Here is a 26,140-nt window from a genome sequence, read left to right on the forward strand (position 1 = left end):
AAACGCCTACCCTATCCAGGGCGCAAAAGAAGACAAAACAAGAACGTTTTTTTGCGACATTTCGGCTATTTGCGAAGGCTAAAAGGGGAGAAATGGTGACATGGCAACGGATACGGGCGCATTCCAACTGATGGCACTGCGGCACCCGGTAGATACTTATCACCCGTACGTGCCGTACATGGCTGTGGGGCGCTTCTCCGTCAGCCAGATGAGGAACTGGGACAGGCTGTCGACCTGATCGTCATGTCTCGCTTTAGGGAACCGGACGACTTCGTGCTGGAAGTCTGCCAGCCACCGCGCTTCCCGCGGGATGCTCACCTGCCCGCCTTCGATTGCCAGCGTTACAGACATCATCCGGGTCTCCTTGTCGAGCTTTGGCTTCATCCCGCGAATGCTGCAGTACATGGTTGGCTTCAGCTCCTGGATCAACTGAATGCCCGAGCCTGCATGTTCAATCAGGATCAGGTCGCACTTCCAATTGTCGGCCTCTCGCTGGACCTGCCGTCGAAGGTCCGGAAACTCCAGTTTCTCGCGATACACATCGAGCAGCCAGGCATTTTGGCGGTTCTTGACCAGCCATGTTGTGCAAACAGAATAGTCGCTCGCTTCATAGGCTGTTGAGGCCGTATCCCAGCTTTGAACAATCAGGTCGCCGGATCGGCGCTCGGGTGGGGTTTCGTGTCGCTTGAACCACGCCCATTTGACAATGCCACACCCGAGCGGAGCCGGCCTCTGCTGATACTGCGCAGCAAAGACATAGCTACCCAGTTCTTCGCGACGGCGCTCGAGCAGATCGCCCGGCAATCTTTCAGCATGCAGAAGGTCACCCTCTTCCCGGTGTTTCTTCAGGCCGCTGCCGATTTCAACGACCATCTCTTCTTCGGCAATCGCAGGGAGATTGAGATGGATCCAGCCACCCCGCCTGAGCAGCATGCCGGCCAGATCGTCTTCGTGCACCCGCTGTTGTATCAGAACAATAGCGTCCCTGGCCGGGTCATTCAGGCGGCTCAGCAGAGTCGAGCGGAACCATTCAATAACCGCGCTGCGCTTTACATCGGAGTTTGCGTCTTCAGGTTTGTGCGGGTCATCGATCAGGATGATGTCCCCTCCCCGGCCCGTCACGGCCCCGCTGACAGAGGTCGAGTATCGCCCGCCACCCAGCGTGGTCTCAAAATCATGTCGCGCCCGCCGGCTCTTCGAGATGCGCGTGCCCGGAAAACACGCGCGGTACCAGGGTGCCTGCATGACCTTCTGGCAGTCCAGCGCGAGCTTTTCTGCGAGGCTTTCCGCATAAGACACGGCGAGGATGCGTTTCTTCGGGTGGCGGCCGAGATACCAGGCAGGGAAAGCCACAGACGCCGATATTGACTTCAGCGACCGCGGCGGCATCGTGATGATCAGCCTGTTAATCTCACCATTTTCAATCCGCTCGAGGTGATGTGCGATGGCCTCAATATGCCAGTTATGTAGGAAAGAGCCGCCGGGGTCGACCGTGCCGAAACTCTTCTCAATAAAAGCCGACAGATCCGTCCGCAACATGGCTTCGAACGCTGCCAGCTCGATATCTTCAATCGTCATCTTGCTCACCCTCCTCAGCCTTATCCGCTGCCTCCGCGAGCCGCTTTTTCTGCATGTAGCGATCCAGCATCTCCTGATCTCTCGTTAAAAGCCGGCGGGTGGCATTCGCACGCTCCTCGTCTTCGACACGATCCGCAAGCGGCACGATCTGAGCAAATGCGCGCATATCGCCGCTCAGCGCCTTTGCAACAAGCCGCCGGAATGCGGCCTCACGGGCGGTAACTTTCGTCCTGCGCCCGCCCGTCGACACGATAAGGCGCTCCTCAAGCACTTTCTTGATTTCCGTGCTGAAGTTTCGCCGTCCCTTCGGACGACCCCTCGGATTGCCGGACTGACCCTTTTGAAACCGCGTGTGCTTTGGCGGTTTGCCATAACCGACTTCATAGCCATCATCGCTCATTGGACCGCCTCCTGCTCGAGATCATGCAGGACACGCCCATCTGCGCAGCGTATGGGCTCATCCCCCGTTTCGTCGCGCCAACGGCGGAGGATGACATCGACATACGCCGGGTCGATTTCCAACCCGTAGGCGCAGCGACCGACGCGTTCCGCGGCGATCACCGTGGCGCCGGCGCCGAGGAAGGGATCGAGAACGATGTCACCGCGTTTTGACAAGTCGAGTATGGCATCCCGGATCATCGTTACGGGCTTCGCAGTCGGATGTGCTACCAGCTCCTTCATCCGGCCCTGGCGGAACGTGTTCACCCCTGGGTAGGACCAGACATTCGTACGGTTGCGACCAAATTTCCCCAGCCGGACGTTGTTGCGGTGCTGGTGGCGTCCCTTGCGGAATACGAACACCAGTTCATGCTGCGACCTGTAGAGCGAGCCCATACCGCCATTTGTTTTCGCCCAGACGCACAGATTCAGCAGGGCATCAAAAACTTCGGTTCCGGCGCTGTGAATCTCCCCAATGTGACGCCAGTCCATGCAAACAAACCAGACCGCGCCATTCCTGCTGTGCTCTGCGCCGAGCTCAAAGGTTTCTTTCAGAAAGGCTTCGAACTCTGCCGGGGACATTTCTCCGGATGCTTCGTGAAACTCACGGTGCTTTGTCTTTCCTTTGCCGCAGACATGGCCATCAATGACGAGATTGTAGGGCGGGTCGGTGAACGCCATGTCCGCAACCTGACCATCCATGAGCAGCGTGTAGTCATCCGGGTTCCTCGCATCCCCGCAGAGCACCCGGTGTTCGCCGAGCCGCCAGAGGTCCCCGCGCCTTGAGATCGTCTGCAGAGACCGGTCCGGTTCTGCAACAACATCACTTTCCTCGGGTACCGACCGCTCCTCCTGATGTTCGATAATCAGGTCGATCTCGCCCACGTCAAACCCGGTGGCCTCGATCTCGAAATCGAGGGTCATCGAGGAGAGATCAGCGAGTTCTGCAGCAAGAAGGTCGAGGTCCCAACCGGCATTGAGTGCGATCTTGTTATCGGCAAGCATCAGCGCCCGCTTTTTCGCGCCTGACAGACCGACAAGGCGGATGACCGGCACATGCTTCATCTTCAATCGTCTTGCGGCTTCCAGACGCGCATGGCCCGCGATGAGTTCGTTGTGATCATCAACCAGCAGCGGGTTCGTGAAACCAAAGGACTTTATACTCTCAACGAGCTGCCGGATCTGGCCAGCGTCGTGGGTGCGCGCGTTGCGCTTTGAGGGAACGAGGTCGCTCAGAGCGACGTATTCAACAGACAGAGACATTGCGTCTACTCCTGGATGCGTGCGCAGAGAACTGCGCGAAGCGGCATTCATGACAAGCGCCCGTGAGGCGCGGTTTATGAAGTTGATCGCAGTCGCTTCATCCAAAGCTGACTGCACAGTGCTCTTTCCAGAGCGTGCCGCCACGGGCCCATCCAGGCTGTGGACTTTTGCAAGCGTGCGCTACGGCCATCCAGCCAGTCCCATGAACCCACTTGCGAATCCGGGGACACTCACAAAGACAGTGAATCGAAATGATCAATCTGCGTCAATACTTTTCCGGCAGAACGCATGGATGGAAATCCACTTGCAGCCCTGGCCTGAATCGAAGCAACTTGAAGCTGAATCGAAAAATCGTACTCTGGCCCAAAAAACCTCTCAGAAACGCCGCGTGCTGAACCGCGACTTCGAAAAAACAGGCAACAAAAAACGTCCGATAACTGAAAGACGAACTTTGAAGGGCATATGACCAAAACATCTCCACAGATAACCGCTTTTCAGAAACAAATCCGAAGCTTGCTTGCGACATCCAATAGTGTTGCGGATGCTGCTCAGCGCGTCCGACAGGACATTGAAGACATTATGGGGGCATCTCTTTCTCAGGATCAGATTGATGCGCTGAACGCAGCGAGGAAACTGGTCGAGGAAGGTTTGAAGCCAATCGAAGTGCTGCAGCAGCATTCCATACTGACGCCACATGATCGGTGGTACACAGGTACAGGCGTACACTCTAAGCACTGGCCTGCACTTCGCACATTCATTGCCGAAACAAAGGGCTGGGGCGAGGAAACCGCTGAAAAGATCCACGGGTCCTCTGACGAAGTTGTGTCACTATTTGCCGACCCTCGAAAAACGAAATTCCAGTATCGTGGGCTTGTTGTCGGGTATGTGCAGTCCGGAAAAACCGCAAACATGACTGCCGTAATCGCAAAGGCCATCGATGAGGGCTACAACATGGTTGTTGTGCTCGCCGGTCTGACAAACAAACTCCGCCAGCAGACACAAAGAAGGATGGAAAGCGATCTGGTCGCTCGCTATCCGGATGATTGGTTGAGATGGACGAGCAGCGACGATAACGGGGACTTTCGGATTCCCCCCAATAAATCATTCGCAACACCGACTCCCGGCCTCGTCCAACTGTGCGTTCTCAAGAAGAATGTGTCGCCTCTGAAGCACTTCATCGAGACACTGGAACGCACCCCGGCCTCAACATTGCGGCAGCTAAGGGTCCTGCTGATTGATGATGAATGTGATTCAGCCAGCGTGAACGCGGCATCCAAAGAACTGGACATGACCGCAATTAATGAACGGATACGCACGATCATTAAGAAGCTGCCTGCTGTGACCTATGTGGGATACACGGCAACGCCCTTTGCCAATGTACTTATCAACCCTTATCCGGAAAACCGCGACGAACTCGACGACCTTTATCCGCGAAATTTTATTACTGCTCTGGAACGCCCTGAAGGCTACTTTGGCGCAGAACAGCTTTTTGGGCGAGATCCGATAGATGCTGATGAAATCCAGCCTGATGAAGAGGGCTTGGATATGATACGCGAAGTCGCGGAAGAAGAGCTGCCGTTCCTCCAGCCACCGTCGCGGGCCGAAAAGGATGACTTTCACCCTAGTATGACGCCAAGCCTTGAAGAGGCCGTCTTGTACTTCATTGCATCATGTGCGGCGCGTCTGGAACGAGGGCATGGCGACAAGCATATGACTATGCTCATCCACACATCCGTCTACACCATTCTGCACGATCGGGTTTCGGCGCTGATCAAGGGCTGGATAGAAAAGCACAATGATGATCTACGTGACGCCAGCGGACCGATCGGCGCACGCATGAAAGAGATTTGGGAACGAGAGGCAAACCGACTTCCCGCCTCAATAACCAATGAAACATCAGTCTGCTTCGAAGATCTGTGCCAACACATAGGGACTGTCCTTGAAAGGATCGAAGCAGCGGTCGAAAACGGTTTCAGCGAAAATCGCATAGACTATGAGAACGGCCCAAGAATCTACATCGTCGTTGGTGGTACGGTTCTCGCGCGCGGTCTTACGCTTGAAGGCCTGATGGTAAGCTATTTTCTGCGAACAACGTCGCAATACGACACTCTGCTTCAGATGGGTCGCTGGTTTGGTTACCGCCATGGCTATGAAGATCTGCCTCGTATCTGGATGACAACAGAGCTACGCCGCTCTTTCCGTATGCTCGCTGGTGTTGAAGCGGAGATCAGGGCCGACATTCAGGAATACGTAAATCGCAAAGTGACACCGATGGCTTTTGCTGTCCGCATTCGCTCCATACCCGGAATGGCGATCACGGCAGCAAGCAAGATGCGGCATGCCCAGGTATGCGACATCAGCTATGCCGGCCAGCATATCCAGACTATTCGGTTTGATCATAAAACTTGCACTGTGATCGACGGTAACTGGTCTGCCGGGGCCGAACTTCTCTCAAGTGCTGAAAGGCTTGGAACTCGGGATACGAATTCGGAAAAACGTCTCTACCGCGGCGTGCCGGCCAGTCTTATCAGCCGTTTTCTGAAGAACTACAGTGTTCACGAAAGCCACAGGGAATTGTCTTCTTCCCTGCTTCTTAAGTACCTCGACGAACTGGAGGAAACTATTAACTCCTGGAATGTGGGAGTTTATGAACCAAGAGGCGGGCGCGAAAGCGAGAAGGCCTTTGGCGTTGCCGGCCATGCTCGTCTGACGAACCGTGCGATGATCGATGATAAAAAACAGGACATGGCGGACATCAAAGCCCTTATGTCAAAGCGTGACATATTGTTCGACTGCGACCGTGATCTGCCAAATGACAGAGCAGATGACTGGTCAGGTCTCAAACAGTGGCGTCAGGAATGCCTTGGACCAGTTCCCTTACTTCTTCTGTATGCCATTGATCGCAACTCGGAGCCCCAACGGCCATCGAAGTACCGCACTAAGCTTGACGCGTCAGGTGATCTGCTCGGCTTTGGAATAGTCTTCCCGGGCTCCGAGGATGGAGCAGGTGGATATGTGAGTGTCCGGCTGGAGGCCCCCTCCGGAGATGAACTCGAGTCGCTTGATGAAGAGGTGAACGAACGGCAGGAGGCTGGAGATGTCCTCTGAGTCCGGCACCCCCGAAGAGGCGTGGTCACGCCTGCGCAAAGGTCAGCATGAAGCCTATGGAATATCTATCCCAACTGTAGCTTCTGATGTCGAAACAAATAACGGAGCGGTGCGGCATGCACTCGGCACGGAAGGCGAAGCACGCCTTCTGGTTCCGATTGGCATGCATGAAAAATTGAAATCATTCAGCGACAGTCCTTCATTGCGTGTGTCTGAGGCGACGTACCAGCAAAATGGTCAGCCGATCCGGTTCATTGACATGACCTGCATGGCACCCGAACTGGACAGCGTGTTTTCGGAAGTCGGCGAAGAGCTGTTGAAAAGAATTCGGAATGGCGCTCCTGCCCAGAGTGCAGTCCGGTCAACCCTGCATGATTTTCGCTCACTGCTACTGCACCCTCCTTCCAGGGAGATAAGTGACAGTGAAATTACTGGCCTTGTGGGTGAGCTCTTGGTTCTTTGCCGACTACTGCGGCTTAATTCGGAGGCCACCGAAGCATGGAGAGGTCCGGAAGGCGAACGACATGATTTTCGGCGGAACAATCATTCTCTTGAAGTAAAGACAACCAGCCGGATTGCAGATCACTCAGTAAAGATATCTGCGATCGATCAGCTGGATCCACCAGGCGGAGGACGACTGCATCTGGTCCATATCATTCTGGAACGGGACCCAAGCGGCTCGGTAAGTGTCGCTAAGCTCGTTGAAATTGCAAAGTCTCTGGCCGCCGACCCGGAAAAGATAAGAGAGCGCCTCGCGCTGCTCGGATGCTCTGAGGCGGAAGCCGAAAGCTGGAACCGGCTTGCCTTCTCAGAGGAAGCAACAGCCTATTTTGAGGTTCGCGAGGGTTTTCCCAAAATCTCTTCGTCGTCTTTCACTTCCGGAGCTTTGCCCAACGGTATTACAGCTCTGGAATATACTATCGATCTGTCACTGGCGGCCGACTTCTGCATCAGCAGCGACGAAATCATGAAAATCGAAAAGACTATTGCCGGATAATGCTACCTGATCTCGTACTCCATTCTGAGAACTATTCAGCCACTGGTGGACTCGCAGCTGAAGGGTTCAAAAAACTACTCGGCACACCGGGCCTCGATCTTCTTCAGACGGTTGTCAGAGAGGCCACCCAAAACTGTTGCGACGCAGCAAAACTCGGACACGGCCCGGAGATTCATTTCAGGCTGAGACGGCTGACAGAAGCCCAGCTTTCAACCCTCCGTCAGCATGTCTTCAAAGGCCTCCCTGAGCCAAATAGCTCCGGTGAGCCGCTTCGCGAATTTCTTGAAAAAGAAAACCCCTGGGTTCTCGAAATCTGTGATTTCAACACAATTGGACTTGCCGGACCGACACGCGCCGACCGGGTTCCGGCAGGCAATGTAGAGACAGACTTCATCGATTTTCTCAGAAACGTCGGATCCCCACGAGATACCGATCAAGGTGGTGGAACATACGGTTACGGCAAAACATCGCTTTATTTGAGTAGCCGCTGTTCAACGATCCTCGTAGACACCCAGACCAGTTTCCTTGACCGGGATGTACGCCGGATGTTGGGTTGTCACCTTGGGTCAGCGCATGAAGTTAAAGCCGCAGATGGCAGCTCTGAACGCCGCACCGGCCGGCACTGGTGGGGCATACCTTCTGAGGACGGCACAATTGCTGATCCCATCGAAGGTGAAGATGCGAGGACCCTCGCTGACGCATTGGGTTTCTTGCCCCGCTCGCCTGAACGCACCGGAACCACGGTTATGATAATCGATCCGGTTTTTCTCGGTGAAGAAGGTGTAGCTCCCGAGACACTTATGGGAATGATCGGCGAGGCGCTGTTGTGGTACTTCTGGCCGAGAATGCTGGCGGACACCAATCCAAAGAAAAAAATCCGCCTACACCTGGAACTGGACCATCAGCACTACACGCTTCCCAAGCCCGAGGATTTTCCGCCACTCGACAACTTCGCCGCGGCGATCCGTGAACTGCGGAACGAAAGTTCATCTGTACAGGAAATCAGCAGCAGCCGGCCCAAAAAGCTTCTCGGAAAGCTGGCAATACGCAAAGGCGTACGTGCGCCGCGGACGCGCCTTACCCCTGAGGAATTATCGATAATACCAGAGACAGCGGCTCATATCGCCGTGATGCGACCTGTCGAGCTTGTTGTCCGTTACTACAAAGACGAGCCTTTGCCTGATCCCCGCGTTGAATGGGCAGGTGTGTTCATCAGCGATGGCGACCCGGAAGTAGAAGCTGCTTTCGCCTCCGCGGAACCTCCAGCACATGATGATTGGCAGCCAAATATTTTGCCAAAAGGTGCGCGACGCACATTTGTTAATGTTGCGGTTACTAAAATCAAAGAAGCCGCGAAGGAAGTTGCCGCGCCCTCCCTTGGCACACAGAGTAAAGGCGACGCTGGTCCTTCACTCGCTCGCGTATCAGGGCAGTTCGGTCGATTACTCGATTCAGCGATTGGGGGTGGTGCCGGTCCTGAGCGCCGAAAGCCTTCAGCAAAAGCCACTCGGAAAAACAACCGAATTTCTACACCGGTTTTCCTGAAGCTTGAAGGTCACGGAAACCAGCGTATTGCAGTGTTCGAAACCACTGTGCATCACGATGGAAAACACGAAGAGTTAAAAGCTGTAGCGAAACCAATGCTCGTTATGGACGGCGGTGCATCAGCAGATGGCGCGTGGGCCACAACCGCACCGGAAGTGATTTCATGGACCCGACCCGATGGCACGGTTGTGAGTGAGACGGATAGTCTGCTGCTGCGTGGATATTCAGGTGATCTGGAGATACGAGTATCCATTCCAGAAGATAGTGCAGTGACTTTGAAGGCGTCTCTGGAAAAACCTGAAGGAGAAGCAGCATGAGCCGCATTGCTTTTCCGTTCTTAACACTGGGGCCCGACGCGATAGAGAGTACAGTCTGGGAATTGGTTTCCGATAATGGAAAATCAGTCCCGCTCCAGAAATACATCGAAGACTGGGACTACCTTCGATCTCTACGCTTAAGGCGAGTTCTGAAGGTCAATCGCGAAATTGCCGCTGTGCATCTTGGCATTCCGGAAGCGGATCTCAGATTGAGCGCTATACTCCGCGTAGGCACTGGTCCAGGAAGCCTTCCTCGCGCATGGATACGTACAAGGAAAATCGAGCCTAAAAACGCTGAAGAAACCTACGAGGAATTCGAGATCGACGAGTTACTGCCTGGGTCTGAACTGTCCGGCCGGCTCATGCTTGAAATCTCGATACTTTCGTTCAGTGTTACGGACGCTGCGGAAAAGCTCGCACCAACTATCAGTGGCGCGAAAGTCTGGAATAGTGAATTCAACTTATTGCTGGAAGGAACCGAACCACGATTCCCAATGGAGACTGTCAGTTTTGAAAGGCTGTTCCCTGGCCGACCACATGCCTCTTCGCTCTGGTACCTTCACTGGTCGCCAGGCAGCTTTCACAGAGATTTTGGTGGAGCCGTTCGTCTCTACATAAATGCCGACCGGGAGGATTTTCTGGACCGGCTTACAGCAAATGACCCCGTTGTACTTCAAACCATAATGGCGGACGTCATGACGCAGCTAATTTCTCGAATTGTTCGTATGGACGAAGCCGAAGAGACGATTGGCCAAGCCGAAGATGGAACAATTGCAGGCTATGTGGGTAGCTGGATAAAGCTTGCTTTCCCCGGAGAGAGTATCGAAAGCGTCCGCAGCAAGCTTGATCGCAGACCAGGGGAATTCCATGCCGCTGTTCTTGCGGCCGCAGAGACAGGAGAGCTAGATTGATGACTGTCATCCTCCTCCCGCGCCTGAACCAGATCGCCGTTGATGCAGTACTCGATGAAAAGGGGGACGAGCTTGATCTCAAAACTTCCCTTGATTTCGTAAGCCAGCTCCCGGACACCATGAGTTATGCGGCTAGCGGCGGCAGCCCTGTAGAGAAGGGGAAAATACCTGAGATACGCCTGTCACTTCTAGCTTCAGCTGAGAAATTTGGATTTCCCAATCGGGCTGCCGCTAAGGAGAGAGCGCTTTTTGACCTCGAAGTGACCAAGTATCTCGGAGAAAATTCTCTCTTCTCTACGCCGGATGCGCTTCGAGACGATGTTTGGGCTTTCATTGCCACCGTGGTCGCTCCGGACATCGTTTCTTGGAGATTCAGTGCTTCGGCGCGCGAGCGGTTTCACGGAGGTGTCAGAAATGCCTTTCAGCGACTGTGGTTGCGCGCGTGGTCTTTGGACCGAGGAGAGAATGCCGATGATCGCTGGGGATTAATCAGCGAGCTGACAGAAGATGCTTTTGTTCAAATAGTTGAACGCCCATCTATTGGCGGCGATCGTCGTATCGCGCTGGCACTTGCCGAGGGCTGGGTGCGAATGTCGCGACGAGTAGGTCGCGGTGCGATGGAAGCTATAATGAGGCGTGCTGTGATTGCTGTCCGACTGAACAATCAAATCCGGATGCTTTCTGCCCTGGACGATGCTTCGCTCCATGCCGCTATCGATGCGGCATTCGAGCGAGCAAGGAAAAGTCTGAACATCGACCCTTCAGGGCCTGTTGCGAAAGAAGAGCAACCAGATAGTGAGCCGAAACGTCACGAAACGGTCGCTTCCGACATCCCCTCTGCTGGCAGAGGCTATGAACCGAACGCCGGGTCGAACGCTTTCTCACGAGTCTCATCGTTTTTAAGGCGACGCACACAAAAAAACGAATGAGCTTTACCGCGAATAGGGTTGAGGACGCACCTTGCGATCGAAGGGCACCGTCCGGAACGGGTTGGCCTCCAGATGCCCCTCATAGACCACCCAGTCGAGGAAGTGATTGACCTGCGACCAGATGCGCCGCTGGGTTCTGGCGGTTATCGTCAACGACCCCCGAGACGAGTAGGTAACGAGTTGGTCCAGGGTTAACCCCCGAGTCCGTTCCGACTTGCCAATCATTGGAGACAGTTGAGCTATCGCTGACAGGAACTCTCGCCCCTCTACCCGCGTCAGGCTGCAAACCGATCGGTCACCATATCGGCTCGTGAACAGCCCGACGGAGTATCGGACCGACTTGAACCCGCTGGGTCGCAGTTGACTACTGCGCTGGGCAAGATAGGCGCGGCTCAGGTCACGGACCGCCACCTTTACCGGCACGACGGGTCGGGTGAAGGCAGACCGCTCCAGATTGCATCCAGAGTCCTCCAGAGTGGCCCGGAGACGAACGAGAGACGACTCCGGTTGATCCACCCAATCAGGAACGTCAGCGGTGCTCTCTGGGGCAGACAGAGCTTCTTCTGCCTGCGATCGAACCTGCTCCACCAGTGTCTCGAACCGGACATTGACTTCAGCGGCTCGGACGCGGGCGGTGTTACGATCCCCGGTCTTGAGGCTCTGCTTCAGCGCCTGAGCGCCCAGCGCGAGAGCCACGTCAACGGGATAGTTGCGTCTGTAGAGCCACGTGTGGCCCTTCAGATAGGCATAGCGAATGTGAGCAGACATTTGTCTCCTCCTTTCAGATTTGAAATGTGGGATGGGATCAGTTGGTTGAGACGAGTCGAACGATCATCTCGAGTGCCGGTTCGCCGAATGACCCAGCCAGAGGGCCGGTGACAGCAAAGCCCGTTACGCAGTCTTCGAACACCTCTTCCACGCGGAACAGATGTTCAGGGACGTCATCGAAGGCGCGGATGATCACGACGTCACCGGGGTTCAGCTCCAGCTCAGTCATCGTGGGACCTCCACGTCCAGAGGACCGCTAGCAGAACCAGCGCCGCGACAGCGGGATGTGACCGCGCAACTACCCAGAGCATCGTCGTCAGGACGGCCTTGGGTGGTGGGCGCAAAAGAAAACCCCCGACGAGAACGCCGAGGGCAGACAGGTACTTCATGGATCAAACTCCTGCAGTTGCTTCTTTATTTAGATGCAGGAAGTTGCTCGGTTTCTGGGGGAGCGGACGTTCAGGTTTTCTGCGCGGATGGCGGGTGAAAGTACGCTCCAATTGTCCAGATCGCGACAAGTCTTTCCTGAGTTTGGAAGTTTGAGGAGTGGTGTCCCAAATGGTCTAAAAACACCAAACATTCCCGCAAAGGTTAACAATGCGTGTTGTTGGATCGTGAATGTGCACTCATCTTGCCATCTGGGCCGTACAATCTCTGAAAAACACGATATCCTTATGCGATCAGGGCTACGAGTGCTAATTTTTAACCGTTGTTTTTGTGCGAGTTGAATATGGTAAACCTGAGTAAATGGAAGCTATTCCAAACAGAAAGTAATCTCTCCCAATATGTCTCAGTTGGGAAAAGCTCTCAAACACCTGTACGAGCTTTCTTTGAAATAGCTGGACCAGTTTTCGTTCTTTTAGTTTTGATTGCCTACGCCCTTTATAGTGCTTCTGCAGCAAACCTTGCATCGGCCCTTATCTGAAGCCAGTTAGCTTCGTCTGAAATGCGAGGGCTCTGGGCGTTTGAAGAGGTTCCAGCGTCAACGGCTGCTTTGACTAGGGCAGACGTGGGCGGAAAACATGGCAATGACCGCTTTGCGGACAAAGCTGCCACCCGGAACCGGAAGACGAATAGCCGATCTTGGCGAGCTAAGGATCTCGTAGGACTTACGCTTTCCAAACTGCCGATACGGCCAGTGCGGGCATAGGGACCTGATACTCGTTCCCAATCCGAAACTCTTCCAATTGCGAGTCCCAAGCAGCGTATATTTCCTCCAGAATGTCTTCAGCCTGCTTATCGAGGATCACAGCCGCTCTCGCAGCGAACCTCCTGAAGTGTTCGGCGAATTGTCCCTCTGGCGCCTTGAACACAAGGGGGAGCCGAACAATGGATACCTCATCAAAGCCGGTTGTTTTTAGCGCGTTTCGCATGGCGTCCTCTGAGGACAATGCAAACGGCGGCGGTGACGGTGGTACAACTGTCATGTTTGCAAGACGCTGCATTGTCCCAAAGACGATCCGAAAAAGCGGAGATTCCGGAGGCCCAATCCAATGGCTAAGGGCCACGCGACCACCGGGTTTCAAAACCCGTGCAATCTCTTTGAACATCGCCTCAGTGCTACCGACATGCATGACCCCGAACGAGCAAATCACCGCATCATAGAGATCATTGTCCTTCGGGATGGCTTCCGCGTCGCCAACACCGAACGGCACCGTAGGAAAGGCTGCCTTCGCTGCGCCCACCATCTCACGGGAGACATCTAGGCCTTCGGCAATCGCGCCCAACGCGCTTGCAGCGCCCGCGGCACGCCCGGTACCGCAACACAGATCGAGAACGTGCTTGCCGGGGGCTGTTTCAGCCATGGCCAAAAGCGTGGGGATGGCTCCGGTCGTCACCCGACCTGTAAAATCGTCGTAAGCTGCCGCCCGTGCGTCCCAGCCTTCCTTTTCTGCAAATTTGAATGCTTCAAAAGTCATGAATTTTCTCACAATGTTTCGTAAGTTTCTCCAAAATGCTGTGAAAACTAGCGCCGGGTTAGGGTCAGTCTGGCCACAACAGGGCCAATTCGGCCATTGGTTCGACAGGGAGGTGACGGAAAATGAACGCAAGGGATTTTACGGCCGATCCGCTTCGGATTGACGTACTTGCAGCAGAGAGTTGCCGAGGCGCCATTCTCTACGGCCTGTACGACTTGCTGACCTCTGTTGGATCAGCATGGTCTTATCTCACTGAAGGGACACCTACGCCGCCTATGACGCGGGTCAGGGTCGTCGCAAGAACCAAGGAACCATTTCGCTGCATAAGCGGTGTGCCCGTTATGCCGGACGCGACACTAGATGAAGCAGATGATGCAGAGATCATTTGCCTGCCCAATTTCAGGATCGGCATGCTGACCCCGCCAAGGGACGTCCTCGGTCCAGAGATTGACTGGGTGGTGGAACAACACGCCTCCGGAGCGCGGCTGGCAACCGCGTGTTCAGGTTCTGCACTATTGGCGGACGCTGGACTTCTAGATGGTGAAGAGGCCACAGCGCACTGGTCCATGAGCGAAGTATTTCAACAGCGCTACCCAAGGGTGGACTTCTGTCCAGATCGTACACTTACCTTCGCAGGTGAAGGAGACTCGATCGTTATGTCGGGCGGCATGGCCTCTTGGCAGGATCTCGCATTGTATTTGATTGCGCGATATATCGGCCCTGAGCACGCAGCCAAGTCGGCCCGGTTCTATTGCGTGGACCCAAAGCCAGATGGTCAGCGGCATTATGCGGCGCCCATGAGACGCCTGCAAAGCGAGGACGCCATCATCCAAGATTGCCAGACGTGGCTTGCAGACGGTTACACACAGAGTGACGCCGTCGGAAGCATGATCTCTCGCTCGGGCCTCCCGCGACGCACCTTCGATCGTCGTTTTCGCGCTGCGACCGGATACAGCCCCAAGGACTACGTACAATCCCTGAGGGTCGAGGAAGCAAAGCAATTCCTTGAAATGGATGGCCAGAGTGTTGATGCGATTTCTGAGGCGGTTGGATATTCGGACCCGCGCGCCTTCCGCCGACTATTCAAAAAGATGACCGGTCTAAGCCCTGCAGAGTACCGACGGCGCTTTTCCAGCAAGGGGTTTCTTTCTGCTCGTTGAAGCGACGAGAGGGGCGGTTACGTCTTTGGGCTGCGCGCGGCCATTTTGCGTCCTGCCACGAAAGACCGGTTCGCTAAAGCTAGTGGGAAAATTCCCAAAAGTATCCCCCCCCCAAATTTCACCTTGGGCTCCGCACCCGTAGCTAAGGAATGTTGATTGAAATCCGCAGGCCTCATAGCCTGTCCGCACCGACGTGTTTTCCGGGGGGTGGCAAAATGATGCCAAGAACTCAATATGCCAAGAGCGACAACGTGCACGTCGCGTACCAAGTTTACGGCGAGGGTGCGAAAAATCTCGTTCTTGTGCCTGGCTTCGTATCTCAGATCGAAACCTATTGGGAACATCCTGGTTTTGCAAAATGGCTTGAGCGCGTAGGGCAATTTTCAAAGGTAGCCATGTTTGACAAGCGTGGGACAGGCTTGTCTGACCGGGGTGTTGCGGTGCCAGACATGGATAAACGAATGGATGACATTCGTGCCGTTATGGATGCCGCCGGAATGGAAACGGCCTACGTTATGGGAATTTCCGAAGGTGGTTCTCTCGCTTCAGTGTTCGCTGCATATCAACCACAACGCTGCGACGGTCTGGTCCTCTACGGAGCATTTGCACAGTTTGAGTCCTGGTTTCCAACCGAAGAGGCTTTGAACCAATTGTTCGAATATGCGGAAGAGCATTGGGGCAGCGGCGCTGCGCTCCCGCTGTTCTGTCCGGATACAGGCAGTGATCCATCATTCATGGAATGGTGGGGGAAGTATGAAAGAACGGGCGCATCGCCGCGTGATCTCATCGAAATCATGAAGGTGAACAGCCAAATCGACATCACGGAGATTCTTCCGACCATAAAGGCGCCGACGCTTGTACTGCACAAAACAGAAGATGCCCTGATCGACATCGAAGGAGGCCGAACGCTGGCGAATTTGATCCCCGGCGCCAAAATCATTGAGTTCTCGGGCAGGGACCACTTTGCATTCGTCGGCGACGAAAAAGAACAGATACTAGGCGAGATCGAAGCTTTTGTTACGGGCTCCAAGCCCAAACCGGTGTTCGATCGGGTGTTGGCCGCAGTCGTCTTCACAGACATCGTAGAGTCCACTTCACGCGCTGAGCAACTAGGCGATGAGGCGTGGCACGCGACGTTGGCACAGCATGACGCGGCAGTACGGGAACAGCTAAAGGAGTTTCGTGGGCAAGAAGTTAAGTCTTTAGGTGATGGATTTCTGGCCACATTTGACGGCCCCGGGCGGGCCATCCATTGCGCAAAAGCGATAGGCGATGCTGTGTCCAAGCTGGGTTTAAAGGTCCGCATTGGGGTTCACACCGGCGAGGTAGAGGTATCAGCGGACGACGTACGCGGAATTGCCGTGAATATTGCGGCGCGCATTGCCGAGCTGGGCGAAGGCGGCGACATTGTTGTCTCCAGAACGGTCAAGGATCTGGTGGCAGGATCCGGGCTCGACTTCGAAAGCCTTGGAACACGGGACTTGAAGGGGCTGTCTGAAAGTTGGCAGGTCTACAAGGCTGTTTAGAAATCTAGCCTTAAAACACACCCCAAGCTTTGTTTCAGACTTTCCTCGACGCAAAGCAGATCGGATGAGATCTCAGGGTTTCATTCTGGCGTAGAAATGCCACCTCGGTTAGCCTCTGTGAGTGGGGGAAAGAGAATGGAACGTAGGCTGTCTGCAATTCTTGCGGCGGATGTAGTCGGATACACGCGCCTGATGGGCGAGGACGAAGCCGGCATTTTGGTGTCTTTGCGCTCCCATGTTGAGGATTTCATTTCGCCCCTCGTCTCTGAACACGGCGGACGTATCGTGAAGCTCATGGGCGATGGTATTTTGGCCGAGTTCCACAGTGCCGTCGGCGCCTTGCAGTGCGCCCAGAAAATTCAGCAAGGCATGCAGTGTCGAAATGAGGAGATCGAACAGCGGCGGCGCATAAGATTCCGTATGGGTATCAACATTGGAGACGTGATTGTAGAGGGCAACGACATCTACGGCGATGGCGTTAACATAGCCGCTAGGTTGGAAGCATTGTCTGACCCTGGAGGCATATTGCTGGCCCAGAGTGCCTACGAACAAGTCAAAGGTAAGGTCGATGGCGACTTTGATGATCTTGGCCGCAAGACACTGAAGAACGTAGCCGATCCCATTCGTGTCTTCCGATTCCAAACCACTGAAGGGAATGTCGGAGCACCCTCACTGCGGTGGAAATTTCATGCGGATGGCAAAGTCGTCGCGAGCGCCGCTGCGGTTTTCTTGTTGATTGCTGGCGTGGTTTTCTGGTGGCAACTGAACTCTGCTGTGGAAGCGGATCGCCGCAATTTCCAGCTGCCCGACCGACCTTCGATCGCGGTTCTACCGTTCGAAACCTTCAGCAGCGACGAGGATTATCGCTATCTAGCCGATGGTGTTTCGGAAGACATCATCACACAGCTCGCGCGAAATGCGGAACTTACGGTGATGGCGCGATCAGCGTCATTCGCCGTGGCGAACAAGACCGACGATGCAATTGAAATCGCGCGCGAACTTGGTGTGTATTATCTGCTGACTGGGAGCGTCCGGCGGAGCGAAGATCGCTTGCGCATCACTACGCAGTTGGTGGACGGAAAAAGCGGAAACAACGTCTGGGCCGAGGCATATGACAGCACCGCGGCCAAAGTGTTCGACACGCAGGACGAAATTGTCGAAAGAATTGTCGGCTCGCTTTTCTCGGAGGTCCGCGAAATCGAAAAAAACGCAATCCTACGCAATCCGCCTGAGAGCTTGGATGTTTACGAACTAGCCCTGCGAGGCGTCGCCAGAAAGCACCGCCTGAACCCATCGGACTCCGTTCTGGCTCGCGAAGATCTGGCCCGCGCCATCGAACTGGACCCTGACTATGCACCGGCCTGGTTGTACCTCGGATGGGTGGAAGGAATAGCCATCGCATTCGGTTGGGCATCGGATCTTGGTCCGTCGGACCTGCCAGGGGCAATTTCCAAAATCGAAAAAGCGATTGAGATAGATCCCACGCTGGCGACGGCGTACCAAGCCCTTGGCATTCTTCGTTCATGGGTCGGCGACACCGAAGGCGCGCTGCAGGCCGCAAAGAGGTCTGTTGAGCTTGGTCCAGGAGATGCAGACAACATTCTGTTTCTTGGCCGCGCCTTTGCGAATATCGGAGCGTTCGACGTGGCAGTCGAAACGGCCCTTAAAGCCTTCGCACTCAACCCAATCAGGCCAAGTTACTACGACGCCGCACTAAGTCGCGCACTTTGGGGGCAGGGAAGTTACGATGCATCGCTTAAGGCGGCGAATGACTGTCTGGCAAAAACACCAGGCTATTCGGCTTGCCAGGTATTCCAGGTTGCCAGCAACATAGGCTTGCAAGAAAAGGACAGCGCCGTACGCTCGGCGAAAGACCTTTTGGATTTGTACCCCAACATGACCGTCGGGGTTGCCGTTGGGGGTATGGGCTACGCCGGTGCCCCTAGCGCCAACGCGATATTGTCGGAGCAATTGTCAGCAGCGGGATTGCCCGACTGACTGTAGTAAGATCTGTCACCGCGAGCGTCAGCTTCGGGCTCGATACGGTCATTCGCCGTTGCCCGCTCGAACGTCCGCTTCTGCGCCAACGGTCAGCCACTTCATCAATGTCAACAAACGGTCGTCAGCCGGTCGGCCTACCCGCGCTCGAATTCAATAGTAGCGGTTCACTTGGCGTTGCATCTGGGTGCAATGACGCAAGATACGCACAACTGGGTGTATCATGGTTACTGCGTGTTCGGTGCGAGTGTGCCAGGTATTTGAAGCCTTACGAAGCATTGCGACCTCCCATTGATGACCTTACGTTAACCTGGATGAATGAGAGGTACTGTGAACTGGGACACAGAGCGCCAGTACAAGTTTCCGCCCCGCCCCCCACCAGCACCAGCCAACACCCGTCAGCCCCCGGAACCACTCGTCAGCGGTCTCGTCAGCACCAGTTAGCGGTTCTCTAGCGGTCTAGTAAGCTCTGTCCCGCCAACGGCAGTGAACGGTCGTTCTAGCGGCCCAAATGCCCGTGCTCACCCTCGTTCCGCCCGTCGCTTCGCTCAGCAGAATGCCCCCGAAACCGCCCCAGTTTCACGGGCTAGATGGAAAAGTTGATAGGTTTCATCGGACGGCAAGGATTCCTACCACCCCAGCCATTCACTTCCCTTAAATGAGACGGTTTGAGGTTCACGGCGGATAGTGGCGTAGTCGCAAAGGTTTGCGCGTGAGTGGATTTAGGGCAGACCAAAGCGCCCCCCTCAATACGGCCGCATATTGCAGTCCACCGAGCACAACAAAGGCGAAAATCTCAAGGAGGTAGTAGTAATAGACTAATCCCGTCTCGGGACTGTCATAGGCCACCCAGGCCAGAATGAGGGTCAACGCAAAAAGCCTGACCTTGGCGGCGAGCATAATGCCCTGCCGCTCTTCTTCAGCGAAAGCGGCGGCGTTCCGGTTTTCTAGCCGTACATGTGCTTCCTCGTTCATGACGCCTTCAGCATAATGGGGTTGCGAAAATCTGCGAAAGATTGTGTGGCGGCCGTGGCGCCTCAGTTGGGTGGCCGGGGCTACAAAATGGTTGATTTGGGCTCGGTTTGGTAATTCGACAAGTTCAGTTGAACAGCCGCTGAGCGGACGAAGCTGACGCAAGCGACATGAGTGAAGTACGTTACGTGCCGCGCTATCCGCGAATTACGCGAAAGACGCCCGGGTCGACACTGGCTGCCGACAGTACGCCGCCCCAGAGCGCCCCAGGTATACCTGGGCTCGCCACGTCCTGGCCCGCGAGATAGAGGCCAGAGATCGGCGTTTTTGCCCGCAGAGCATCGCACATGACACGCTCTGGCGTAACATCAAGGCCGTAAAATGCCCCATGATGGTGTCCGGTGAAGGACACAGTCGAGAGCGGCGTTGCGAGGTTTTGGTAAACCACTAGCTTGGCAAGGTCGGGAAAGCGGTCAGCGAACATGGCCATCATGGTCGCCTCGATGCGGCGTTTGAATTCGGAATAGTCGGCACCGCGAGCACCGTCAGGATGATCAGCCCATTGGGCCACGGTCGACCAATCCGCCCAGCACAAGAGTTGCGCTGTGTGTTTCTTGCGGGGGCCAGGATCATGGGCTGCGTTTTTCAGAGACCCGAATGACACCGTCATGTGTGGCGGCGGGCCGTTTGGGGCATCTGTCCAAAGCACGTCCGATTGACCCGTCGGGAAAAACCAGTGGTTGGCTTTTGTGGCCCCAGCGGCTTCGATATCGCCTTCGAAGCCAAGAAAAATATTGAAATGGGCAATGCTGGCAGGCAGTCCGCGAATGTCAGCTTTCCAGTCTGCTGGCCCGGTCGTATCCGGTAAGAGCGCGTCGATGGTCTCGCGCGCCCCGATGTCGGAAATAACCGCATCCGCATGCAACTCTGCACCGGCTTCGGTCCGCACACCGACCACCGTTTCGCCATCAAAGAGCAACTCCGTAACGCGGGTCTCGGCGCGCACCTCACCGCCCGCCTTGGTGATCGTTGGGATCATATGCTTGGCGTATTCCTCAGAGCCCCCGACAGGAAACCACGCCCCACTTGGCAGGAAAGCACCGGCGATAAGGGCGTGCATGGCAAAGCTTGCCTTGCTTGGGCGCCCGCCATGATCACCCCATTGCGCTGCAAGCGCGGCGGAGAGTTCTGGATTGTCGGTTAGATCGTCGATCACCTCCTGGGTTGTCCGCTCGCACCATTTAGACAGCGCACGTCGGTTCCAGAAATCCAGCAGGTCGCCGGCAAATTCGGGCATGGCGCGGGTCGGAAAGATCTTCAGAGCCGCCTCGCGCCCTTCTCGCAGCGCATGTGTCCAAGCTTCGATTGCCTCGGCCTCATCGGGGAAGCGGTCCTTCAGATCCCGCTCCTGCGCCTCGTAGGGCCGGGACAACGGCAACGGCTCTGAGGTGCCGATATGCAAAATGTCATAAACGGCCCCCATGGATGCAAACTCCATTGGGGTGTCGCACAGCCAATCGAGCAATGCGCGCGCCCGGTCTCCCGGCGCCATTTCGCTCAGGTAATGGACGCCCACATCCCATGTGAACCCGTCCACTGTGAAACTGTGCGTGAGCCCGCCAATCGTTTTGTGCTGTTCTAACAGGAGCACCTTGTGACCCAGCCGGCTCAAGGCGGCAGCAGCAGCCATGCCGCCCATGCCCGACCCAATGACAATAGCGTCCCAAATATCACGGTCTGTCAAATTAAATCCTCCATAAGGTCCGCTGCCCCCGTGGCGCGCGCGATGGCCTCTTTTGCCCCAAAATCATGGGACGCGACGATCTCCAGCCCCGGCAAGCGATCCCTGAGACGCCGCACCTTCGCAAAGGAAGCGCGCAACATGTCCGGATCACCAGTCCCAGGTACTCGATCTGTTTCGAGCATCGCCACTTCGTAAGTAAGATCGGCCACCAAGAGGATCGGGTTCCAACCATCCTGGCGGATCAACATCGACAGAGATCCCGGCGTGTGCCCCGGTGTCAGCAGCAAGATCATGGAGCCGTCGCCCGTGACATCATGGACCCCTTCGAAATCGGCAAAAAGCGGATCATCTGACGGGACAAAGGAAATCTGTCGCCAATCTGCGCCAGGAATTTCGATGTGCTCGCGCAGCATCCACTCTTTCTCAGGATGGGGTTCCGACAAAATCGCCCATTCCCGCGCGCTGACCAAAAGCTCGGCCTGGGGTATTTGTGAAATCCCGCCGACATGGTCGAAATGCAGATGCGAAATCACGGCCTTGCGAACATCTTTCGGACTAACGCCGACGTCAGAAAGCACGTGGTCAATCCGGTCTGTTTCTTTGAGATGCAGACGAAAGATACGCGCAAGCAGAAAGCGCCCGATGGCTTGGCGGATATATGATTTGTCAAACTGGACCGCCGGATCAATGCCCGTATCAAAAAGCACCAAGCCATCACGGTGCGCGATCATGAATGATTGGAGCGGCAAGGGCACCCAGCGCTTGCCCAAGAACACCCACCAGAGCTGCGGACGTTTACTGCCGTATCGGTGTTCCCAGTGCTGTTCTGCTTTTCCGCATTGCATAACCCGCACAGAGGCAATTGGCCGATCAACCAAATCCCTGGCTTCTGCTTGTGAGTGTGGCACAAGCAACTCCTTTGAAACATAGTGTCAAAATCTAATGGCGCGAAAACTGAAGCGCTGCATCATTGTCTGGATTGCACGCGATCGGGCCGGTTGCATTGACGTGCATCAAGCGTCCGGAAGAGTGGCGCGGCTGCTTCACCAGAAAACCACGTGTGCGCAGCACTTAGTATCGTCAGCTAATGGGATGAACCGGCTGCTTTTCCCGATGGGCTAACCTGAGAAGGTTACCCGAAGCAGAAGGAGAAGCAGTCATGAGTACACGTAAAGCCGAAGACCTTTCTGACCTGTCGGTGATTGGCGTCGACATTGGCAAGGACGTCTTTCACTTGGTCGGTTTCGACGCGGAGGGCACTCTGATCCTGCGACGAAGGATCAAGCGTTTGGCGCTGCACGCCACGTTTGAAGCCTTGCCGAGATGCGTGGTGGGGATGGAGGCGTGTCTCAGCGCGCATTTTGTCAGCCGAACGTTGCGAGGTTTGGGATTTGATCCGCGGATCATCCCGGCGATCTACGTGAGACCGTTTATCAAGGGGCAGAAGAATGACTACAATGACGCCGAAGCGATTGCCGAGGCCGCGCTTCGACCGAACCTGAAGACGGTGACGGAGAAGAGCCAGGATCAGCTGGACCTTCAGGCGCTACACCGGGTGCGGTCGAGGCTGGTGTCCCGTCGCACGGCGACAATCAACCAGATCCGGGCCTTTCTGATCGAACAGGGCATCACCGTGCGCAAAGGGCTGCGAGCTTTGAAGAGCTCGTTCCTGACGATCCGCGATGAGCGTCAGGACGAGATATCGCCGCGAATGCGCACCATTCTGACCGGGCTCTACGGCGACTGGCTGTGGCTGGACAAACGGATAGAGACCGTCTCCAAGGAGATCGAGGACATCAGTCGCACGGAAGAGAACTGTGCCAATGCCATGACGATCCCGGGCATCGGCCCACTGATCTCGACCGCGATGGTTGCGGCCATCGGCCAGGGCGAGGCATTTGGCCGAGGACGCGACTTCGCCGCTTGGCTCGGTCTTATTCCCCGGCAATACAGCACCGGCGGTCGAACGGTTCTGGGACGCATCTCAAAGCGGGGCAGCCGATACTTGCGCATGTTGTTTGTTCAAGCCGCAAATGTTGTCTTGATGCGGCCCCATCACTGGTCGGACTTCAGCTTGGGCGACTGGCTCTCACGAGCAGCGACACGCATGCATCGCAACAAGCTGGCTATTGCGCTCGCTAACAAGCTTGCCCGCATCGCCTGGAGCGTGCTGAGGCACGGGACGCCATTCGACGCCCCAAGAGACGAGGTCACGGTTGGTGTCTGAACCCAAGCCATGACCCAAAGAAGTTCGCGAACGAGATAAAGCATGGAACGGAAAACATACGTCCCCAGAGTCTGAGAGCCCAAATGGCCGCCACGGCCTGTCCGCTAATGAGACCACGGTGCGAGCGTAACCCCAATAAGGCCACGGCCCACGCGTCGATCCAAAGGCCGGATACATATCAGCGACTTCCGAGAACGTGCAAATCCTCACTTGCGAACAGCAGCCGGTTCATACATAGGGCTCGATGCAGCCGTTCGCTGCGACTTCCATGAATGGCTGCTTTCGGCGAAAGTAGGCGAAGGCTGATCATGGCCCGAACGGCGGCTGAGCGGACAAAGCGGACGCTTCCCGTTCTTTCGAGAGGGTCCGCACCTGTAGCTAACTCTCATCCAATGGCTTCATAAGTTGAAAGATCTGCTGGCGCATCCATTTTGCCATCGGGTTCTCATCAGATCTTTTGTGCCAAATCGCGATGATCAAGGCAGGAGCGATTTCGAACGGTGGCGTGAAATGCTTAAGGTCAAATCCTATCGAGACCTTTTGGGCCAGTTGCGTCGGCACCAGCGCGATAAGATCGCTTTCGCTGACGGTTCTGCACACGCCCGAAAACACTGGCAGAGTCATGGCGACTTGACGTTTTCGTCCGACCTTTGCCAAGGCTGCATCCCCCATGGCCGACATTTTGCCCTCAGGAGAAAACAGGACATGGGACAAGTCGCAAAAAGTTTCCAAAGACATTTCACCGCCGCTAACAAAGCTTGAAAGCGCGGGATTGGTGGCTCTGCCAATGACGGAAAAAGACGAATGGAACAGAGGTTCGCGATTTATCCACTCTGGTAGGTCCGTATCCGGAATAAGGGCGACGTCGGCCTGATATCGGTCAAGGCTTTCGACGTAATTGTAGGGAACCAAATCGACCAACTGGGCGGTTATTCCCGGTGCATTGTGACTGAGGTGGTCGCCAAGCGCTGGCATGAGGAGTTCTGCAAAGAAATCGCTTGCCGAGATTTTGAAGTTGCCCTGTGCCTGCAGCGGATCGAAATCTTTGGGTGGAGTTAGCAATCCCTCCAGCCGATTGAGTTCTTCGCGCAAGCCATCTTTGATCGAAGCGGCGAAATCGGTTGGGACCAACTGGTTCCCGTGTCGAACAAACAGGGCGTCATCCAAGGAATGTCGCAGCCGGTTCAGGGCATTGGAAACCGCAGATTGCGACAACCCCAGCCTTTCGCCGGCCTTGGTCGTCGATCCTTCGCGCAGAATTGCGTCCAGAATTCTGAGCAAATTAAGGTCAAGAGTGGCGAAATTCACGTTGGTGATACCCTGTATTTTGAAGTTTCGTTGGAGTGATACCGAATAATCCCGGTAAAAGGAAACCAACGAAAGCGCTTTCGTTTCATCTCAAGAACTGGGACTGAAACGATGAAAGATTTGATGACTGATGACGCCACAATCGAATGGCTTGGCGTCCGCTACAAAACCATCCTGACGGCGGAAGAAACCGGTGGGGCCATGTCGATCGTCGACAGCCTGTCGCCCGTCGGCAGCGGACCGCCCCGCCACGTTCATCAAAATGAAGACGAAACATTCGTGATGATCACGGGAACCTGCAAAATCTGGATCGAAGGGATCGAGACGATTGCGGGCCCGGGCGAAAGCGTCTTCATCCCGCGTGGAAAGGAACACACATTCAAGGTGATCGGCGACGAACCGTCTCGTCATCTCGTTATTCTGACCCCGGGCGGCTTTGAGGGGTTCTTTCAGGACATGGCAGACGGACAGTGCAAAATCCCCGAGGATATGCCGGCCATCGAAGCCTCTGCCACCAAACACAACATGACCTTCACCGGTCCGCCATTGGATTGAGCTCCATGAACAAGCACATAGTATATCACATCCCAGTCTGCCCATTCTCCCAACGGCTCGAAATCCTTCTGGAACTTCGTGGTATGCAGGACGCGGTCGAGTTCAGAGTTGTCGACATCACCAAACCACGTGACCCCGAGCTCTTGCGAAAAACCCGTGGGACAACCGCCCTGCCAGTACTGGAAACGGCAGAAGGTCACATCATCAAGGAAAGCCTGGTGATCCTGCGTTATCTTGATGAAGTTCTGGAGGGGCCACGGCTTCGCCGCGCCGACCCTCGCGAACATGCGATCGAAAGCATGCTGATTGCCAAAGAAGGCCCCTTCACCATGGCGGGATACATCTATGTCATGAACCAGGACCGGGCACAGAAAGAGGCCCACAATCACAATTTGCTCTCACTGTACCGGGACCTGAATGATTTTTTGATGGAACATAACCCGGATGGCACCTTCTTGTTTGAGGAGTTCAGTCTGGCCGAAGCCGTGTTTGCGCCTGTCTTCAAACGCTTCTGGTTCTTGGATTACTACGAGGGTTTTGAGCTACCTGTAGGGCCGGAATATGAACGTGTCAAAAAATGGCGCGCCGCTTGCATGGCCCACGAGGCCACCGACCAGGTCAGCGAAGAAGAGATCGTCAAACTGTACTATGACTATGCATTGGGCGCTGGAAATGGTGCGCTGGTTGAAGGACGATCTGTGTCCAGCTTTGCCTTCCAACCTGAATGGCAATCGCGCCCAATGCCACCACGCGACAAATATGAGACGTCGGCCACGGACGTCGATTTGGGTCTTGTCGAGATTGGCGCAATCCTTACTGATGCCAATTCCCAACAAACTTACGCCCACCCGACATCCGACTAAAGAATGCCAATTCG

The 26,140-nt window shown here is 55.4% G+C and carries 22 protein-coding genes; 12 read left to right on the forward strand and 10 right to left on the reverse strand.

What is annotated here, in order from left to right; genetic code table 11:
- Window positions 1–159 precede the first annotated feature (159 nt).
- Genes terL through AC2FMD_RS14965 form a run of 3 tightly spaced genes read right to left on the reverse strand, consistent with a single transcriptional unit; the run spans window position 160 to window position 3,279 of the window.
- The gene (gene terL / locus AC2FMD_RS14955) at window positions 160–1,578 is read right to left on the reverse strand and encodes a phage terminase large subunit (RefSeq protein WP_496795183.1); all 1,419 of its coding nucleotides are present in this window, start codon (window positions 1,576–1,578) and stop codon (window positions 160–162) included.
- Entirely contained in the window at window positions 1,568–1,978 is a 411-nt protein-coding gene (locus AC2FMD_RS14960; RefSeq protein ID WP_496795184.1) for a DUF5681 domain-containing protein, read from the reverse strand. The genes terL and AC2FMD_RS14960 overlap by 11 nt, the downstream gene beginning before the upstream one ends.
- Window positions 1,975–3,279 carry a site-specific DNA-methyltransferase gene (locus AC2FMD_RS14965; protein WP_496795185.1) on the reverse strand — a complete coding sequence of 435 codons (1,305 nt, stop codon included), beginning with the start codon at window positions 3,277–3,279 and terminating at the stop codon, window positions 1,975–1,977. The genes AC2FMD_RS14960 and AC2FMD_RS14965 overlap by 4 nt, the downstream gene beginning before the upstream one ends.
- 19 nt (window positions 3,280–3,298) lie before the next feature.
- On the opposite strand from AC2FMD_RS14965, the gene AC2FMD_RS14970 reads away from it, so the two are divergent.
- Genes AC2FMD_RS14970 through AC2FMD_RS14995 form a run of 6 tightly spaced genes read left to right on the forward strand, consistent with a single transcriptional unit; the run spans window position 3,299 to window position 11,086 of the window.
- Window positions 3,299–3,745: a hypothetical protein gene (locus tag AC2FMD_RS14970; protein ID WP_496795186.1), complete on the forward strand. Its 447-nt coding sequence runs from the start codon at window positions 3,299–3,301 to the stop codon at window positions 3,743–3,745.
- Complete coding sequence (locus AC2FMD_RS14975) at window positions 3,742–6,387, forward strand: Z1 domain-containing protein (protein ID WP_496795187.1); 2,646 nt, start codon at window positions 3,742–3,744, stop codon at window positions 6,385–6,387. The genes AC2FMD_RS14970 and AC2FMD_RS14975 overlap by 4 nt, the downstream gene beginning before the upstream one ends.
- A complete protein-coding gene (locus AC2FMD_RS14980) occupies window positions 6,377–7,384 on the forward strand; it encodes a PD-(D/E)XK motif protein (protein WP_496795188.1) in 1,008 nt (335 codons plus the stop codon). Before AC2FMD_RS14975 ends, AC2FMD_RS14980 begins: the two co-directional genes overlap by 11 nt.
- Entirely contained in the window at window positions 7,384–9,246 is a 1,863-nt protein-coding gene (locus AC2FMD_RS14985) for a hypothetical protein (RefSeq protein WP_496795189.1), read from the forward strand. Before AC2FMD_RS14980 ends, AC2FMD_RS14985 begins: the two co-directional genes overlap by 1 nt.
- Complete coding sequence (locus AC2FMD_RS14990; protein ID WP_496795190.1) at window positions 9,243–10,157, forward strand: hypothetical protein; 915 nt, start codon at window positions 9,243–9,245, stop codon at window positions 10,155–10,157. The genes AC2FMD_RS14985 and AC2FMD_RS14990 overlap by 4 nt, the downstream gene beginning before the upstream one ends.
- The gene (locus tag AC2FMD_RS14995; protein ID WP_496795191.1) at window positions 10,157–11,086 is read left to right on the forward strand and encodes a DUF6339 family protein; all 930 of its coding nucleotides are present in this window, start codon (window positions 10,157–10,159) and stop codon (window positions 11,084–11,086) included. The genes AC2FMD_RS14990 and AC2FMD_RS14995 overlap by 1 nt, the downstream gene beginning before the upstream one ends.
- 3 nt (window positions 11,087–11,089) lie before the next feature.
- Here the strand turns inward: AC2FMD_RS14995 and AC2FMD_RS15000 are convergent, their stop codons facing one another.
- The 3 genes from AC2FMD_RS15000 to AC2FMD_RS15010 form a co-directional block, all read right to left on the reverse strand.
- Entirely contained in the window at window positions 11,090–11,854 is a 765-nt protein-coding gene (locus AC2FMD_RS15000) for a DUF6538 domain-containing protein (RefSeq protein ID WP_496795192.1), read from the reverse strand.
- 37 nt (window positions 11,855–11,891) lie between these two features.
- Entirely contained in the window at window positions 11,892–12,083 is a 192-nt protein-coding gene (locus AC2FMD_RS15005) for a hypothetical protein (protein WP_496795193.1), read from the reverse strand.
- Between the two features lie 880 nt (window positions 12,084–12,963).
- Window positions 12,964–13,773 (reverse strand): class I SAM-dependent methyltransferase, encoded by an 810-nt coding sequence (locus tag AC2FMD_RS15010; protein ID WP_496795194.1) that lies wholly within the window; start codon window positions 13,771–13,773, stop codon window positions 12,964–12,966.
- Between the two features lie 122 nt (window positions 13,774–13,895).
- Here AC2FMD_RS15010 and AC2FMD_RS15015 point away from each other — a divergent pair, with 122 nt between their 5' ends.
- From AC2FMD_RS15015 to AC2FMD_RS15025, 3 genes are all read left to right on the forward strand, one after another.
- Entirely contained in the window at window positions 13,896–14,933 is a 1,038-nt protein-coding gene (locus AC2FMD_RS15015; RefSeq protein ID WP_496795195.1) for a GlxA family transcriptional regulator, read from the forward strand.
- Window positions 14,934–15,082: 149 nt separating this feature from the next.
- A complete protein-coding gene (locus tag AC2FMD_RS15020) occupies window positions 15,083–16,459 on the forward strand; it encodes an adenylate/guanylate cyclase domain-containing protein (RefSeq protein ID WP_496795196.1) in 1,377 nt (458 codons plus the stop codon).
- 135 nt (window positions 16,460–16,594) lie between these two features.
- Complete coding sequence (locus AC2FMD_RS15025) at window positions 16,595–18,457, forward strand: adenylate/guanylate cyclase domain-containing protein (protein WP_496795197.1); 1,863 nt, start codon at window positions 16,595–16,597, stop codon at window positions 18,455–18,457.
- 675 nt (window positions 18,458–19,132) lie between these two features.
- On the opposite strand, the gene AC2FMD_RS15030 is transcribed toward AC2FMD_RS15025, so the two are convergent.
- The 3 genes from AC2FMD_RS15030 to AC2FMD_RS15040 form a co-directional block, all read right to left on the reverse strand.
- A complete protein-coding gene (locus AC2FMD_RS15030; protein ID WP_496795198.1) occupies window positions 19,133–19,432 on the reverse strand; it encodes a hypothetical protein in 300 nt (99 codons plus the stop codon).
- 193 nt (window positions 19,433–19,625) lie between these two features.
- Window positions 19,626–21,173: a phytoene desaturase family protein gene (locus AC2FMD_RS15035; RefSeq protein ID WP_496795199.1), complete on the reverse strand. Its 1,548-nt coding sequence runs from the start codon at window positions 21,171–21,173 to the stop codon at window positions 19,626–19,628.
- Window positions 21,170–22,081 carry an N-acyl homoserine lactonase family protein gene (locus tag AC2FMD_RS15040; protein WP_496795200.1) on the reverse strand — a complete coding sequence of 304 codons (912 nt, stop codon included), beginning with the start codon at window positions 22,079–22,081 and terminating at the stop codon, window positions 21,170–21,172. The genes AC2FMD_RS15035 and AC2FMD_RS15040 overlap by 4 nt, the downstream gene beginning before the upstream one ends.
- Before the next feature lie 251 nt (window positions 22,082–22,332).
- On the opposite strand from AC2FMD_RS15040, the gene AC2FMD_RS15045 reads away from it, so the two are divergent.
- A complete protein-coding gene (locus tag AC2FMD_RS15045; protein WP_496795201.1) occupies window positions 22,333–23,400 on the forward strand; it encodes an IS110 family RNA-guided transposase in 1,068 nt (355 codons plus the stop codon).
- 378 nt (window positions 23,401–23,778) lie between these two features.
- Here the strand turns inward: AC2FMD_RS15045 and AC2FMD_RS15050 are convergent, their stop codons facing one another.
- On the reverse strand, window positions 23,779–24,708 hold the full coding sequence (locus AC2FMD_RS15050; protein ID WP_171619941.1) for a LysR family transcriptional regulator: 930 nt from the start codon (window positions 24,706–24,708) through the stop codon (window positions 23,779–23,781).
- 111 nt (window positions 24,709–24,819) lie between these two features.
- Here AC2FMD_RS15050 and AC2FMD_RS15055 point away from each other — a divergent pair, with 111 nt between their 5' ends.
- Complete coding sequence (locus tag AC2FMD_RS15055; protein ID WP_496795202.1) at window positions 24,820–25,263, forward strand: cupin domain-containing protein; 444 nt, start codon at window positions 24,820–24,822, stop codon at window positions 25,261–25,263.
- Between the two features lie 5 nt (window positions 25,264–25,268).
- Window positions 25,269–26,126 carry a glutathione S-transferase family protein gene (locus AC2FMD_RS15060; RefSeq protein WP_496795203.1) on the forward strand — a complete coding sequence of 286 codons (858 nt, stop codon included), beginning with the start codon at window positions 25,269–25,271 and terminating at the stop codon, window positions 26,124–26,126.
- The last annotated feature ends 14 nt before the right edge of the window (window positions 26,127–26,140 follow it).

Source organism: Ruegeria sp. BHSC276, assembly GCF_059612945.1.

What these genes read in the sequence shown, in the direction of transcription:
- terL (WP_496795183.1), bottom strand. Translation starts at nt 1,578, where the DNA reads ATGACGATTGAAGATATCGAGCTGGCAGCGTTCGAAGCCATGTTGCGG.
- AC2FMD_RS14960 (WP_496795184.1), bottom strand. Translation starts at nt 1,978, where the DNA reads ATGAGCGATGATGGCTATGAAGTCGGTTATGGCAAACCGCCAAAGCAC.
- AC2FMD_RS14965 (WP_496795185.1), bottom strand. Translation starts at nt 3,279, where the DNA reads ATGTCTCTGTCTGTTGAATACGTCGCTCTGAGCGACCTCGTTCCCTCA.
- AC2FMD_RS14975 (WP_496795187.1), top strand. Translation starts at nt 3,742, where the DNA reads ATGACCAAAACATCTCCACAGATAACCGCTTTTCAGAAACAAATCCGA.
- AC2FMD_RS14980 (WP_496795188.1), top strand. Translation starts at nt 6,377, where the DNA reads ATGTCCTCTGAGTCCGGCACCCCCGAAGAGGCGTGGTCACGCCTGCGC.
- AC2FMD_RS14985 (WP_496795189.1), top strand. Translation starts at nt 7,384, where the DNA reads ATGCTACCTGATCTCGTACTCCATTCTGAGAACTATTCAGCCACTGGT.
- AC2FMD_RS14990 (WP_496795190.1), top strand. Translation starts at nt 9,243, where the DNA reads ATGAGCCGCATTGCTTTTCCGTTCTTAACACTGGGGCCCGACGCGATA.
- AC2FMD_RS14995 (WP_496795191.1), top strand. Translation starts at nt 10,157, where the DNA reads ATGACTGTCATCCTCCTCCCGCGCCTGAACCAGATCGCCGTTGATGCA.
- AC2FMD_RS15000 (WP_496795192.1), bottom strand. Translation starts at nt 11,854, where the DNA reads ATGTCTGCTCACATTCGCTATGCCTATCTGAAGGGCCACACGTGGCTC.
- AC2FMD_RS15005 (WP_496795193.1), bottom strand. Translation starts at nt 12,083, where the DNA reads ATGACTGAGCTGGAGCTGAACCCCGGTGACGTCGTGATCATCCGCGCC.
- AC2FMD_RS15010 (WP_496795194.1), bottom strand. Translation starts at nt 13,773, where the DNA reads ATGACTTTTGAAGCATTCAAATTTGCAGAAAAGGAAGGCTGGGACGCA.
- AC2FMD_RS15015 (WP_496795195.1), top strand. Translation starts at nt 13,896, where the DNA reads ATGAACGCAAGGGATTTTACGGCCGATCCGCTTCGGATTGACGTACTT.
- AC2FMD_RS15020 (WP_496795196.1), top strand. Translation starts at nt 15,083, where the DNA reads ATGTTGATTGAAATCCGCAGGCCTCATAGCCTGTCCGCACCGACGTGT.
- AC2FMD_RS15025 (WP_496795197.1), top strand. Translation starts at nt 16,595, where the DNA reads ATGGAACGTAGGCTGTCTGCAATTCTTGCGGCGGATGTAGTCGGATAC.
- AC2FMD_RS15030 (WP_496795198.1), bottom strand. Translation starts at nt 19,432, where the DNA reads ATGAACGAGGAAGCACATGTACGGCTAGAAAACCGGAACGCCGCCGCT.
- AC2FMD_RS15045 (WP_496795201.1), top strand. Translation starts at nt 22,333, where the DNA reads ATGAGTACACGTAAAGCCGAAGACCTTTCTGACCTGTCGGTGATTGGC.
- AC2FMD_RS15055 (WP_496795202.1), top strand. Translation starts at nt 24,820, where the DNA reads ATGAAAGATTTGATGACTGATGACGCCACAATCGAATGGCTTGGCGTC.
- AC2FMD_RS15060 (WP_496795203.1), top strand. Translation starts at nt 25,269, where the DNA reads ATGAACAAGCACATAGTATATCACATCCCAGTCTGCCCATTCTCCCAA.